This window comes from Paenibacillus pasadenensis, from assembly GCF_023715725.1.
Taxonomy (GTDB): domain Bacteria; phylum Bacillota; class Bacilli; order Paenibacillales; family Paenibacillaceae; genus Paenibacillus_O; species Paenibacillus_O pasadenensis_A.
In genome coordinates this window covers 240376-254699 of record NZ_JAMBOT010000002.1, presented here as the reverse complement: position 1 = coordinate 254699, position 14324 = coordinate 240376, and the positions used below count along the sequence as shown (strand labels likewise).

Below are 14324 nucleotides of genomic sequence, written 5' to 3'. Positions count from 1 at the left end.
AGATGACTGAAGATATCGTTCATGGTTGATGCCGGTGCAGATGCAATTGCTGCGGAGCAGAAGAAGCTGAGACATTGAGATCGCTTTCAACCTTTTAGACATATTTAACATATTAAACATAGTGATCAAAGGCATGACTATATTCTTAGTCAAATTGAAGCGAAAAGAAACTGCAATATGACGACACGATATTGAAATCACGTCGATTTGAACATCAATTACTAGTACTGTAAACATCGATATAAAATTAATAGGTACATATTTAATAATAGTTGAGCAAACCTTTGCTCTCTGCCTGTTTGGTTCCTTGTGTGCGAGCACAGGGCTTCATGGTATGATGGAGGTTAGCATAATCAATGCGGACTTGCTCTCGCATTCGAACCTAGAGAATAGAGGCCGACCGACGTGAAGAAATTCAAAAAATTTTATATCGAGATTACGAGCATTTGCAATCTTGCTTGCACGTTCTGCCCACCGACAAAGCGGGAAAAGAGCTTTATCAGCACCGAGGATTTTACCAAACGGCTGGACGAAATCCGCCCTCACACGGACTCCATCTATCTTCATGTCAAAGGTGAGCCCTTGCTCCATCCCAAAATCGATCAGCTGCTGGATTTGAGCCACGAACGCGGCTTCAAGGTCAACATCACGACAAACGGCACGCTGATTACAAAAAATAAAGCGAAGCTGCTGAATAAACCGGCGCTGCGCCAAATGAATTTTTCGCTGCACAGCTTCGACGGCCATATCGGCTCCACCAATAAGGAAGCCTATGTGACGACGATTATTTCCTTTATCAAGGAAGCGCTGGAATCAACGAACATCCTGTTTTCGCTGCGGTTATGGAATTTGCATACGAATAACGCGACCAATCAGGAGCGGCAGCGGAACCGGCAGGTATTAGAAATTCTGGAGAGAGAATTCGGGCTCGACTACCAAATTGAAGAGAGATTCGAACGCGGCGGCGGACTAAAGATTGCGGATCGGGTGTATCTGAATCAGGATCATGAGTTCGAATGGCCGGACTTGAGCGCTGAAGAGGATGACGGAAAAGGCTTTTGCCACGGACTGCGCAACCAGGCCGCCATACTCGCTAACGGCACTGTTGTCCCCTGCTGCCTCGACGGCGAAGGCATCATTAACCTGGGCAACATCAATCAGAAGCCGTTTTCCGAAATTATCGAGGACGAGCGGGCGACACGTCTCTATGAAGGCTTCTCCCGACGGGAAGCAGTCGAGGAGCTGTGCCGCAAATGCGGCTATCGCAAGCGGTTCGGAACTTAACGGTCCGATTTTCTGCCAATGAGGTGAAATACACTTGAAAACAGTCATTTTGGTAGATGACGAGGAGCTCACAAGGGGACATATCCGGGAGGTGTTTCCGTGGGAGAGCTGGGGCTACCGGGTTGCGGGCGAGGCTGGAAACGGCCAAGAAGCGCTGGAGATGATGCGGGAGTTAACCCCGGACATCGCGCTTGTCGACATTACGATGCCGGTCATGAACGGGCTTGAGCTGCTGAAACAGCTTTCGAAAGAAAGCCTGGACACCAAATGTGTTATTTTGACCGCCCATAGGGAATTTGAGTATGTCAAACAGGCACTGGAGTTCGGAGCATCGGGTTACATCCTTAAATCCCCGATTAATCTGCCGGATGCCAAAGCAGCACTGGACAAAGCGATGCTGGAATCCGAGAAGGAGGTTAAGGCCCGGTCTGCCTTCAGAAGCCAGCTCGCCATTCAGACGAACCAGTATCCGCTGCGAAAGCATTTTTTCCGTCAGCTGCTTACGGGTGTATACGATGAAAATCAGGAAATAATCGATCAGGGTCATTCCATCGGCGTTAATTTTCAAGGCGCTGCTTACATGCTTCTGCTCGGCCAAGTCGACCGGATCGGCCAATTCCAGGCCCGTTACTCCGAGCGCGACCTTTCGCTTCTTGAATTCAGCCTGCTGGAGATAATTCGGGAGTCGCTGCATTCCATTGACTTTGCGCAGGTCGAGCTGTTTCCTCTGCACTACGGCAAACTTGCTATTGTGCTGAACTTGAACGAATCAATGCCGGGTCCGGAGGAGATCACCTCCATGTGCCGTCAAGTTGAACAAGCTATTTTCCCGCCGCTGCAAGCTTATTTCAATCTGACGATGACCCTTTCGGCAAGCCCCATTTTTGCTAATCCGGCGCAAATTCGAACGAGCTTTAAACAAGCCGACGGATTGTTCGAGCACCGTTTTTATCAAGAAAAGCCCGGAACGCTGCACGGACACGGCCTGCAAAGCTTTCAAAACGCTGGCGCGGAGCAGTCGGCAGCGCTCCAGCAGCTGGCAGAACGTCTCAACGAGGATTTCAACGCTGCCGAGCGCGGATTGAACAGCTTAAAAAGCTTTTTTTACCGCTACAGACCTGCCCCAAAAGAGGTTTTGGCGTTTTTTGCTTCCTTGGAGGGGAAGCTGCGTCAGAACAACGGGCAGCCGGAGTGGCCTAACATGACGGAGGACGATACGCTGAACGATTTGCTCGAAGCTGTGCGCAATTGGCTGCATAACAACCATCGCCAATCGGCCGAGGCGGTGCTTGCCCGTCCCGAAATCGTGCGGACAATTCAATATATTCGCGAGCATATCGGGGAGGAAATCACGCTTGAAGCATTGTCCAATGCAATTGGGCTCAGCTCCTCCCATCTAAGTTATTTATTCAAAAAGGAAATCGGCAAGTCCGTTATCGACTTTGTGATTGAGCAGCGGATCGAATTAGCGAAGCAATATTTGACCGAGGGCAGCTACCGCAATTACGAGCTTGCTGAAAAGGTCGGATTTGTGCACTACTCTTACTTTTCCAATATGTTCAAAAAAGTGACCGGCATGAGCCCGAACGAATATAAACGGTCCATTCGGCCGCAGATTCATTTAAAACCATGATCCGATGTCAAGAGTGAACGCCGCGTTTTTCCAGGCTCGACTTTTGGCCCCGCTTCGTTTTTCATCGGCCCAGCCGCATGCGGCGGGCTTTTTTTTGCGCTGCTCCATTTTAGAAGGCATGTCCGCCGGATTACGCATATTTCCCTCCAATTGTGCATGTTTCGGGAACTGCACGCGGATTATACTGGATTCACTCCGGCAGGTTAAAAACCGAGGAAGATCAGACACATGACTCTGTATGAAAGGAGTGTTTACTTCATTTATTGTAAGCGGATACATTTAATCGCAATAACATCTCCCGATGAAAGGATTTGTCCATAATGAAGAAAAAAACAATTGTATTGGGCATTGGAATTGCGGCAGCGATCGGATTATCGGCAGCAGCAGATGAAGCGCAGGCCGCTCCGCCTGCGGGCTACAGCCTGGTCTGGTCGGACGAATTTGAAGGCACAAGCCTGAACGAGGATGAGTGGGGATACCGGCAAAACCAGAATACGCTGGAGCAAAATGTGTCCGTGACGGACGGAGTTCTCGAGCTGGATATGACCAAGGCCAACACCGGCTTTCGCGGGGCTGGCGTGACGAGCAAACGCACCTTCGGCTATGGCTATTACGAGGTCAAAACAAAATGGACCAATCCAGGCGGGTTTCACCCCTCAGCCTGGACGCAAATTTGGGACGGACAGCTTCCCAAAACGAACAGCAACACCCCGTTTACCGAGATTGATTTATTTGAGGATTTTGAGCATCAGGTGAATGCCGGCTACTTGAACTGGAATTCGGCGGTAACTAATCCCAACGGCGGCGGAGATCAGTACACCTCCGGCTCATCCTCACGAAAAGTATATTACGGCGATCACGAATCCTATCATACCTATGCCGTTGACTATCAGCCCACCTATATGACCTTTTACAAGGATGATGCGGCAATCGGAACGTTTACTTACGGCCAGTCCGGAGCCGCAATGCCCCATAATTCTCCTATGGTTTTCTATTTATCTACGATTCCCTACGGCACCAATCCCGACCCAAATCGTCCGGCGGGCTACGTGTACGGCACGATGTACGTCGATTATTTTAAATACTACACGGCAACCGGCACGATGCCCGTGACGACGCCTGCTGCGCCGTCGCCTCATAATCCAGTCCGCAGCGATAATTTCGAGAGCGGCGTTTTGTCCAATTGGAATTTAGCTAGCGGAACTTGGGATGTTCTTGACGACGGCAGCAAAAGAATGAGATCAACAACGTCTAGCGGTACTGGCATGGCGCTGTATAACGACAAACCCGCCTCTTCCTCCAGCTGGTCGGACAGCACGGTGGAAACGAACATCAAGTTTAACGGTTTAACCGGAAGCGCAGGCGTAATCGGCCGGGTCAGCAACAACAACAATTCGTTTTATTATTTGCGTCTTAACAGTGTGAACAGCATGCTGGAGCTTGTCCGTTATAACAATTCGACTAATCCCGTGCTTGCAAACGTCCCGGTTACGGTAACAGCCGGTAAGGACTATCGGTTGAAGCTGTCCATGGACGGCCCTATTTTGAAAGGATACTTAAACGGAGCGGAGCTTTTATCCGTTGAGGATGAGGCCTACGCCCTCGGTTATGCAGGAGTCAGGTCATGGAATCAGGCGCTGAGCATAGACGATTTCAGAGCTGCCCGGATTATGTTCAGCGACGATCTTGAGTCCGGGAACGCCAGCAAATGGAAAGCCGTTAACGGCCTATGGTCGGTAACCGCCGATGGCACGAACATACTTCAAAACAGCTCAACAACGGGAGAATCGCTGACCGTTGCCAACAGCGCCAATTACAACAACGCATCCGTATCGGCCAAAATAAAGCTGCTGACGTCCGGCGGTTATGCCAGCGTGGTCGGCCGTTATGCGGACAACAACAACTTTTACTTCCTCCGTCTCGACAAGGCTGCCGGCAAGCTCGCCATCAGCAAAAAGAGCGGCGGACTGGTCACGGAGCTGAATTCCGTTCCGGTCACCGTCAACGTGAACCAATGGTACAGGCTTGAGCTTTCCTATTCCGGCGGAGCGTTGAAAGGCTTTCTGAACGGCGAAGAAAAGCTGAGCGTCACGGATTCCGCTCCCCTGTCCGGCGGGAAAGCCGGCATCCGCGGGTATAACGCAAGTTATGGAATCGATGAGTTTACGATAGAAGCCAGATAATGCGTTGCCGCAGCCCCTTCCGGTTCCGGCGGACCGCCCATGAGCTCCTGCATGCGCGGCCGCTAACCGGCAAGGGTTTATTGCCTGACAAGGGATTTTTAGCCGGCTGCTCGAATTTTAAATTATTCCTAGTTTACAAGGAGCACCCACCATGAGAAGGTTGAGCTTAAAAAGGCTGCAGATTACCTCCAAAATGTTTCTGCTCATATTTCTTTGTTTTGAATCGCTGATTCTGCTGCTCGGATATTCCTACCATAAATATTCGTCCGGCCTTCTTATCGAATCCCAAATGAATTACGCGTCTCAGATGGTCCAAAAGGCCGACCGTTATCTGGAAATGAATATGCGGCATATCCGCTCCAGTCTGCTCACTCTATGTGCCGATCCCAGATTTGCGGAGCCGGATGCTAACGAGCAGCTCCGCAATTGGCTGCGCGGCAACCATCATTCCTATCTTCCCAATGTAAGCAATATCCATATCGTTTCAGACGGCAGCGTAATTGCAAGCACATCGCTGAACAGCTGGGATCTGTTCAAAAACAGCATCCTGAAAGAGAGACTCGAAGGCCAGAAGGAGCTGAATCGGGTCCAGTGGATCGGCCCTTATTTTTCCAGCGTATCGGGGCAAACGCTGACTGTCGCGATGAGGTTCGTTCCGGTTCCCGGCAAAACATACGAGGTCATGATGGATGTCGACCTGGAAAGCCTGTATGCGGAGCTGCTGCCGGTGGAGCCTTCCGCGTCTATTGGCGAGCTTATGATTCTGGACAGCGAACGCAATCCGGTCTACGGCAGAAAGCCCTATTTGCTGTACGATTACCGGTCGCACAGCTTTTCCATGGGCGCGCTCGACTCCGAATTTTTCCGCAACGACTGGCTGCAAACTCCCGCCTCCGACCGTGCCGGAAACGAGCTCATCGTAACGCGGGGCATCAATGATTTTACGGGCTGGCAAATTGTCTGGATCATGACAAAAAACGAGCTGCTGAAGCCGCTTGATTCCTTCCTTCGGCTATCCGGCTGGCTCGCGCTGATTTCCCTGATGCTGTCGGTTGTCATTTCCTTTATCCTGTCAAGCTTCGTCAGCAGGCCGATCCGGCAAATCGCCTCCTCCCTTCACGAAGTCGGAAACGGCAATCTGGATACCGAAATTCGCATGAACCGGATGGATGAGATCGGCTTCCTCGCCTTTCAGTTCAATCATATGACACGCAAAATCAGAGATTTAATCCGGGATCTCAAGGAAACGGAGCAGCAGAAAAAACGTTCCGATTTTCAGGCGCTTCATTTGCAAATCAAGCCCCATTTCCTGTACAACACGCTGAACACAATCAGCATGATGGGCAGGCAGGGACGAACCGACCGGGTGGACAAGCTGATTTCAGCCTTGACCAATCAGCTGCATTACACGCTGGACTTGTCTCCGGCGCCCGTCACGTTTCTGGAGGAACTAAAGGCGGCGGAAAACTATGCGGATCTCATGAAGGAGCGATACCCGGGAGCCTTCGAGCTAAGCCTGGATATCGATCCGCTGACCTTTAATCAGAAGCTGCCCAAGTTCATTTTGCAGCCGCTGCTGGAAAATGCGATCTTTCACGGTCTTGCGCCCGGCCAGCGGGAAGGAACGTTATTTATCGGGGCTTGCATGAATGAAAACAGCTGGGAAATTCTCATCGAGGACGATGGAACCGGTATGAGCGAAAATACTTTGCGCCAGTTGAAGGTCGATATAAAAACGCCAATGTCCGAGCGGAGCGGCGGAAAACATATCGGTCTAGCGAATGTTCATGAGCGTCTCCAGCTTATGTTCGGCTCAGATTTCCAACTGGAAATTGGCAGCGAGGAAGGAATCGGAACGCGAATTACGTTGAGGCTGCCGTTGACGTTACTGGACGAGCGCATGCTGTCAAAATAAAAAAAGAGGCTATCCGCCAGATAGCCTCTGCATAACCCTTCATGAGTATGCCGTTTATCTTTGGCCGCTACCTGCCTTTCGGTCGTACTTCAACTGCAATTTCCGCCCATTTAACCGAGCCGTACGGTGATGTCATTCCTCCTGCGAATAAGTCTGGACTCAGTATATTAATCAAATAAGTGCCAGGCTCATTGATTGCGACCGACCCGCTAAACTCTCGTTTCTCGTTCATCTGAACGACTGTTTTTGTGCCGTTTGTTTTAAAGTCCCCATTCTGAAACTTCGTCAATTGAAATCCAACAACCTGACTCTCAATATATTCGTCTGTAATGACAGATCCGCTAATCTCTATGGCTTCTCCAGCCTGTACCTGCAGATAGCCCTGTGTTGGCTTATTAAACACGATATTATTCGCATCCGTATCATGGTTATATCGGATAGGTATTACGGCTGGATCCTTAACGTTCCGATTCACAATGATGTCTGCCGATGGATTGTCATTGGAATGAATCTGCAGCGGATTAGGTCCTGGACGGAGATCAACGGAAAACTCAACGCGACTAAATTCACGACTTCCAATTTTGATGGACTTGTCGATGGTCTGCTCAGTCCCTTTTAATGAACTAGTACCACCGATCGCAACGCCGGTCATTCCGCCAAATCCCATGCTTTGCATTAAATAGATGCGTCCGTACTCTTTTTGAACCAATGCACTGAACGTGATCCGCCCTGCCTCTGTCGCATAGACAGGTTGCAGAACCTTTACCGACTTCTCGCTCCACTTTAACTGCAAAGTTCCTTGGCTCCAGTCATAGTTGATCCCCATCCGCGATAACATGGACACTGGCACGTACAGCGTGTTTTTTTTCATAAAAGGCGGGGGAATCTTCGGCTTGTCGTCGAGCTCGGTAAGCTTTCCGTTTAATTCAACATATAACTTGGAGCTGTCAGCTTTAAAACGAATGATTGAAAAGTATGTCGGATGTTCCGGACTAAAGTCGATCCAATAACTATTCGTTTTGGTGCTTTTCATAATCCGTCCAATACCCGCTAGCTCCAGCCATTTGATCGGTATGTATAGGTTTCCGTTCTTCATGAGCAGCGGCGAAGCTTGCAAAGAATTTGAGTCCAACATGATGGATGGCTTGTTCAATTGTGCAGATATTTTGTGTTGTATTACTTGAAACACAGCAGCGTCATTTTGAGTGACTGGCAGCTCAGATTTTAATGCCTGAGCATGGCTGGGCTGAAAAGAAGGGACTGCAGAAGCAAGCAGCCCAGCACAAAGTAATAATTTGGTAATTATTTGTCGCACGCATCAACACCACTTTCCATTTTTTATATAAAACGAATGCAAATGGAAATTGTTGCACTTAAGTCCTAAGCTTGGATATATAAAGACATCCGGGGTTAAAAAGGGGCGCATGCGCAGTTTGTATGATTTTTCACTCAAAACCAATTCAACAGCACCGATTTCCTGGATTTTGTACGAATAATCATACAAATTGGCTGGGAAAGGACGACAAAAGCCGAGTTTTGTATGATTTATCACACAAAGTATTTGAAAAAAGGCGGATCTGGACCGATTTTGTACGATAAATCATACAAAAAAGCTTCGGGGGCCTAACCGAAAGTCGAGCTTAAGCCAAATTCAATTCGAGAAACGAAACACGCCCCGAAAAATCCTGCACAACGCAGAATCCATCGGGACGTTTTTGTTTGGAATCACCTTATCAATCGCAATGATTCCAATAAATAATGAACGAAGAAACCTTCCGTTTAAGGTTTCTCTAAACGCTAAAGCGCAGCGATTACTCGCTGCGCTTTTCCAATCCTCTTACTTGCTTGCGCCTTCCGACTTCTCAATAAAGGCGTTCATTTCCTGCACATATTCCTCGCCGCCGTTTTTGTACCAGCCGTCAAGCAGCTCGTCGAACTTGTCGACCGGCGTTTGGCCGAGCACGATGCTCATAATCGTCTGATCCCATGTTTTCTTGTAATCCATGAAATTCGGCTTTTTCGAAGCTTCCGGCATAAAATCAAGATTTTTAGACAGGACAACCGTGTTCACCGATTTCTCGAGCCAAGGCTTGCTCATATCGATTTCTTCCTGAGGCGTTGCAGCCGTAAAGTAGATCTGAATGTCGCCTGCCCGGCGCATTGTATTGCGGCGCACCGGCGCTTCTTCTTTGTTGTCCGCAACTGTCAGCTTGCCGTTCTCGTTTTTGTAATCGATATCCTCGTAACCGTTCATCATCGTCTCATAATTGGCGTCATCCAGGTAGTACTCCAGCATATCTACGATCTTTTGCGGGTCTTTAGCCGTGCTCGTAATTCCCCAGAAGCCCCACAGTCCGACTCCGAAACCTTGACCGGCTACTTTGCCGTCAGTTTCGTTTTTGACGAACAGATAGGTGAGGTCAGCATTTGCATTAAGCTTTTTCAGCTCGGTTGAATGCCAGCTGTAGTGCCCGGCAAATCCGCCCATGACTCCCGTAATGCCCCGCCAAAACCGCTCTCTCGCCGAAACGGCGTTGTTCACTGCCGCATCGGGATCAAGCAGGCCTTCTCCGCTCAGACGCGCCGTATAGTCCAGCGCTTTTTTGTAGGCATCGCTTTTCCGGTCATAGGTTGCGTCCAGATATTGATAGTCGCCGCCCTCGGTTTTTTGCCAGCCCAGCAAGCCAAACTGGCTTGTCAGCACGGGCTGCAGCACCTTGTTGCCGTCAACGCCGGCAGCCAGTCCGTAAGTGTCCGCTTTTCCGTTGCCGTCCGGATCATCCTTCGTGAACTTGGTTAAAATCTCGGTAAATTGATCCACCGTAATTTCAGAATCAGCCGGGATGTCAAAGCCGATTTTGGCCAGCCAGTCTTTTCTGAACCAGAAAGCGTCATTGCGGATAACCGTTGTTCTTGGAATGCCGTAAATGTTCTCGTCCTGCTGAACCTTCAACGCGTTCCAGGATGTTTCGTAGGTATATTTTTTAATATTTTCGGCACTCTCGATATATTTGTTCACCGGCACAATGAGGCCGTCCTTAACAGCGTTCACAAAGCTCTGGTCGTTCGTGCCTGGAAAATAAACGAGGTCAGGATAATCGCCGGAAGCGAGCATAAGCTGAACCCGCTCCTGATACCCCGTAACCGGCGGGATTTCGTATTCGATATCTACGCCCATATCCTTTTCCATCTGCTCAATCCATTTTTTGTCGGAAGCCGAAAGCGTCGCTTGATCGTGATTGGCCATAACTTTAATTTTGAGAGTCTCTGAGCCGCTTTGCTCTTTCTCTGAGTTGGCGGAAGTGTTGTTCCCCCCGGCATTACCGCCGTTTCCTCCGCTGCATGCGGTCACGAACAGCATCGCGGCTGCAGCTGTCAGGGCAAAAGCCCCTTTCCATGTCTTCTTCATTTCGTTTCCCCTCTCTGTTATCAGCTTATCTATGGAGCAGCGGGTTGTCATCCTTTTACGGAGCCCAGCGTGATCCCTTGAACAAAATATTTTTGGACGAACGGATAAACGCATAAAATCGGCACCATGACGATCATTAACGTGGCGTATTTGAGCGTTTCCGGCACAACCGCGTTTTTTCCCACCTCTGCGGCGTTCGCGCCTGATATTTCCTGCATTCTCGCCCCTTCGATAATCTCTCTTAAAAAGAGCATCAGAGGCCAGTTTTCAACACTGCGGATGTAAATGACGGCATTGAAAAAGTTGTTCCAATAACCAACAGCCGTGAACAGACAGAGCGTGGCGATAATCGGCATCGATAACGGCACAATAATGCGGAATAACAGGTAAGGCTCGCTGGCTCCGTCCATTTTGGCCGCCTCCTCCAGCTCCTCGGGCAGGCTTTCCATAAAGTTTTTCATCAAAATCAGATTAAAGCCGGACAGCAGCATCGGCACAACAAGCGCCGTTAATGTGTCTAACAGCCCTAACTCGCGGATCAGGTAGAAGTTCGGAATGAGGCCGCCGTTGAACAGCATCGTGAAGATGACGATAACCATGAAAAAATTGCGGCCTTTAAGATGTTTTTTGGAAAGAGGATACGCCGTAATGATGTAGAGGAAAATGCCGATCGCCACGCCGCAGACGGTGATAATGATCGTGTTCGTATAACTGCTGAGCAATACGGGATGAGATAAAATTTGATTGTAAGCGGCGAAGCTTAGCTGCTTCGGCCAAATCATCATCGGATTTTCGAGAAAGCTGCTGTACGAGCTGAACGACACCGCCGCCACGTTAACGAAGGGGTACAGCATGATGACGCAGATCAACAGCAGCAGCGTATAGTTGACGGCATCAAACCATTCAAAGCGCTTCCAAATTCGCATTAAAATTCACCTACCATATCTGATTGCCGAAACTGCGCGCAATCCGGTTTGCTATGAGGATAAGCACCAAACCGACGAGTGATTTGAACAAACCTACCGCAGCTGCGAACGAAAGCCTGCCGTCGATGAGGCCGATCCGGTACGTATACGTTTCGAAGACATCCGCGACAGAGTAGGTCATCGGGTTGTACAACAGGAATACTTGCTCAAAACCGTTGTCCAAAATGACGCCGACCTGCAAAATGAGGAGCACAACGATGGTCGTCGTAATACCGGGAAGCGTGACATACCAGATTTGCTGGAACCGGTTCGCTCCGTCAATTTTGGCGGATTCGTAACGGGTCGGATCAATTCCGGTCATAGCAGCCAAATAAATGATCGTTCCCCAGCCAACGCCCTTCCACACCTCGGCGGAGACTAGGATCGTCCGGAAGTAATCCGGTTCAATCAGGAAGTGGATCGGCTTCATGCCGAGCGCTTCCACGATATGATTGACAAGACCTGTTGAAGGGGACAGGAAGTTAATGATCATGCCCGCCAGAACGACCCATGAGATAAAATGCGGCAAATACAAAATCGTCTGGGACACGCGCTTGAACAGCATATGCCTGACTTCATTCAGCATCAGCGCCAGCACGATCGGAGCCGGAAACGCCCATAACAGCTGATACAGGCTCAGCAGAAGCGAGTTGCGCAGCACCTTGTAAAATTCCTGGGATTCAAATAAGTATTGAAAATGCTCCAGCCCTACCCATGGGCTGGCCATGATCCCTTTGACGAGGCTAAGTTCTTTAAAAGCAATGACCAAACCAAGCATCGGGATGTATTTGAATACAAGCAAATATAGAAAACCCGGAACGAGAAACAGATACAGCCATTTATTCTGAAGCACATAGTTCAAAACGGTATTTTTCCTGCGGGCCTGATGTTGTGCCGAAATGATCGGCTCCGTGCTTGCTTGCATGATATGACCTGCCTTTCTGGAGCTGCTCCAAAGATCGGGCTTCTAGATCCGGTTAAACCGCGCCACGAATCCGCCGACCGGCTTTAGCTCAACGTTCAGCTTGAAATCCTGCCCGGTTCCTTCTTCCATACGATTAACGAGCGCTCCCGCAGGAGTTGTCCGGCTGGCGTCAATCGCATCTTTAAGTTCGGCATCCTCGACGTAATAGGCGTTATACCTGCCTTCTCCAAGGAAGGAGAGATCGACGTTCTCCAGCCGCACCGGACGATCGAGACCATTCAGCCAGGCTACGAACCAGGTGTTCCCCGAACGGCGGGCAAATGCGGCCAGTTCACCGATGGAACTGGAAGCAAGAACAATCGTTTCATCCCACACTGATGGAAGTGTGCGAAGAATATCTACAGCCGGAGCTATAGCGGGCTGCTGAAGCAGGTAACGCGGATGCTCGGCAATGACCTGGATCGGTGAGGTGAACACGATCGCCGTTGCCAGTTGATGCGCCGCCGTAGTGTGACCCGGGTTGGAAAAGCCGACTGGCGTATAGTCGCCGTGCCCCGCCACAAAACGGGTAAACGGAAGCGCCGCATTATGCCAGGCCGGGATTGGCCCTTCCTCCATTTTGTTCAGCTCCAGCCCGCGAATGCCCTCGCGCGTCAGCTCGTTTGGGTACGTTCTGCATTCCCCGGTCGGCTTGGAGATGCCGTGAAAATTGACGATCAGCTTCCGTTTAGCCGCTTGTTCCAGCGCCGCAATCTCAAAGTCAATCGCCGTTTTGGCCTCATTGTCGATAAAATCGATTTTGACTCCTGCAACGCCTGCGTCGCTTACCCGGTCAAGAAACTGCCGAAGCTGCCGCCAATCGTCTCCCGGATCATCGATTTCCTTGGATCTTTTCCAGACAAATATGCCGACGCCCGCATTCCGGCCGTATTCCGTCAGCTCAGCCAGCTGCTGCCATGGTTTTGGCCACAGCTCCCAGCCCTCGTCAATCGTCGTATATTCAAACCCAAGCTCGGCAGCCAAGCCCATCATTTCCCGTTCATCCTCGACCGTACCCGTATCAGAGCTCCACCAGCTCCACACCGAGCGTCCCGGCTTTAAATAACCGGTATCGGCAAACAGCTCCTCCGAAGGCGGCGGATTCAGATTCGTCAGGAGATCGCTGTTAACGAGCCCGTTCAGATCGGCGGCGCATAAGGTCACTCTCCATGGAGTCAATATCGGGCCATCCACCGCAAATCCCCGCTCTCCTTCCGTAAAGTTAGCGCGTACGATACCTTCACCGACCGCTTCAAGCCTCATCCCGCTATAATCGTATAAAGCCGCTTCCATAATCGCCGCATATCCTTGACCCGAAGGCAGCTCAATAACAAGCGGCGTCCCCTGCAGCGGGCCTTGACTGGAGGCTTCATGCAGCCGGGCGCTCTCGGTGTGAATAAACTCCCCCGCGTAGCTTTTGAGCTTCCAATCGTTGTTGCGCTCAAAATACCAGACTCTGCTGCCATCCGGTATTCGCCAGCTTGATGCTTCTCCATTAACCGTCCGCTCTCCCGATCCGGGAACGAAATATCGGAAAGCAGCTCCGTCATCATACAAACGCACATGCAGCTCGCAAGCCGCCGTTTCCTCCGTATACACAACCGGAATTGTCCATTCCATGCAGCGGTTGACGCCAATGCTGTGCCCGCCTCGAACCGGGTAAGTCTCGTTCATGCTTTTTCCCTGTAAAGGCCCAAAACATTCCGCCAAGCCAAGGTCCCGTCCGTCAACGGTTACGCCAAGATCCGCCGCTTCCATCACGACTTGACCCTTTTTTTGTATCGCATATTGCAAACGCCCTTTTGTCAGAAAAATCTCGATGGCGATCGTTCCGTCCGGGCTTTCCAGCCTGTGCTGCAGTAGTTCCGCTGTCATATTCTCACTCACCTCTGCTGTTTCTGAGTCGAGTATACAATCCGCTTTGAAGGCGCTCTATTAACAATGCCACGATTTGTTGAACTATCAGACGAT

9 protein-coding genes are annotated in these 14324 nt (G+C 50.2%); 4 read left to right on the top strand and 5 right to left on the bottom strand.

Annotated elements, in window-relative coordinates:
• The first annotated feature begins 405 nt into the window (after positions 1–405).
• The 4 genes from M3223_RS06520 to M3223_RS06505 all read left to right on the top strand — a co-directional run bounded on the left by M3223_RS06520 (position 406) and on the right by M3223_RS06505 (position 7015).
• A complete protein-coding gene (locus M3223_RS06520) occupies positions 406–1284 on the top strand; it encodes a radical SAM/SPASM domain-containing protein (RefSeq protein ID WP_251560246.1) in 879 nt (292 codons plus the stop codon).
• 34 nt (positions 1285–1318) lie between these two features.
• Positions 1319–2917 carry a response regulator transcription factor gene (locus M3223_RS06515; protein WP_251560244.1) on the top strand — a complete coding sequence of 533 codons (1599 nt, stop codon included), beginning with the start codon at positions 1319–1321 and terminating at the stop codon, positions 2915–2917.
• A gap of 320 nt (positions 2918–3237) precedes the next feature.
• Complete coding sequence (locus M3223_RS06510; RefSeq protein ID WP_251560242.1) at positions 3238–5100, top strand: family 16 glycosylhydrolase; 1863 nt, start codon at positions 3238–3240, stop codon at positions 5098–5100.
• Positions 5101–5251: 151 nt separating this feature from the next.
• Entirely contained in the window at positions 5252–7015 is a 1764-nt protein-coding gene (locus tag M3223_RS06505; RefSeq protein ID WP_251560240.1) for a cache domain-containing sensor histidine kinase, read from the top strand.
• A gap of 67 nt (positions 7016–7082) precedes the next feature.
• Here M3223_RS06505 and M3223_RS06500 read toward each other — a convergent pair whose 3' ends face one another.
• The 5 genes from M3223_RS06500 to M3223_RS06480 all read right to left on the bottom strand — a co-directional run bounded on the left by M3223_RS06500 (position 7083) and on the right by M3223_RS06480 (position 14228).
• Positions 7083–8330 (bottom strand): copper amine oxidase N-terminal domain-containing protein, encoded by a 1248-nt coding sequence (locus M3223_RS06500; protein ID WP_251560238.1) that lies wholly within the window; start codon positions 8328–8330, stop codon positions 7083–7085.
• Between the two features lie 522 nt (positions 8331–8852).
• Complete coding sequence (locus M3223_RS06495) at positions 8853–10424, bottom strand: extracellular solute-binding protein (protein WP_251560236.1); 1572 nt, start codon at positions 10422–10424, stop codon at positions 8853–8855.
• A gap of 47 nt (positions 10425–10471) precedes the next feature.
• On the bottom strand, positions 10472–11350 hold the full coding sequence (locus M3223_RS06490) for a carbohydrate ABC transporter permease (protein WP_251560234.1): 879 nt from the start codon (positions 11348–11350) through the stop codon (positions 10472–10474).
• A gap of 10 nt (positions 11351–11360) precedes the next feature.
• Positions 11361–12314, bottom strand: a complete 954-nt coding sequence (locus M3223_RS06485) for an ABC transporter permease (RefSeq protein ID WP_251560232.1) — start codon at positions 12312–12314, stop codon at positions 11361–11363.
• A gap of 42 nt (positions 12315–12356) precedes the next feature.
• Positions 12357–14228: a glycoside hydrolase family 97 protein gene (locus M3223_RS06480; protein WP_251560231.1), complete on the bottom strand. Its 1872-nt coding sequence runs from the start codon at positions 14226–14228 to the stop codon at positions 12357–12359.
• Between the last annotated feature and the right edge of the window lie 96 nt (positions 14229–14324).

What these genes read in the sequence shown, in the direction of transcription:
- M3223_RS06510 (WP_251560242.1), top strand. Translation starts at nt 3,238, where the DNA reads ATGAAGAAAAAAACAATTGTATTGGGCATTGGAATTGCGGCAGCGATC.
- M3223_RS06490 (WP_251560234.1), bottom strand. Translation starts at nt 11,350, where the DNA reads ATGCGAATTTGGAAGCGCTTTGAATGGTTTGATGCCGTCAACTATACG.
- M3223_RS06505 (WP_251560240.1), top strand. Translation starts at nt 5,252, where the DNA reads ATGAGAAGGTTGAGCTTAAAAAGGCTGCAGATTACCTCCAAAATGTTT.
- M3223_RS06495 (WP_251560236.1), bottom strand. Translation starts at nt 10,424, where the DNA reads ATGAAGAAGACATGGAAAGGGGCTTTTGCCCTGACAGCTGCAGCCGCG.
- M3223_RS06480 (WP_251560231.1), bottom strand. Translation starts at nt 14,228, where the DNA reads ATGACAGCGGAACTACTGCAGCACAGGCTGGAAAGCCCGGACGGAACG.
- M3223_RS06485 (WP_251560232.1), bottom strand. Translation starts at nt 12,314, where the DNA reads ATGCAAGCAAGCACGGAGCCGATCATTTCGGCACAACATCAGGCCCGC.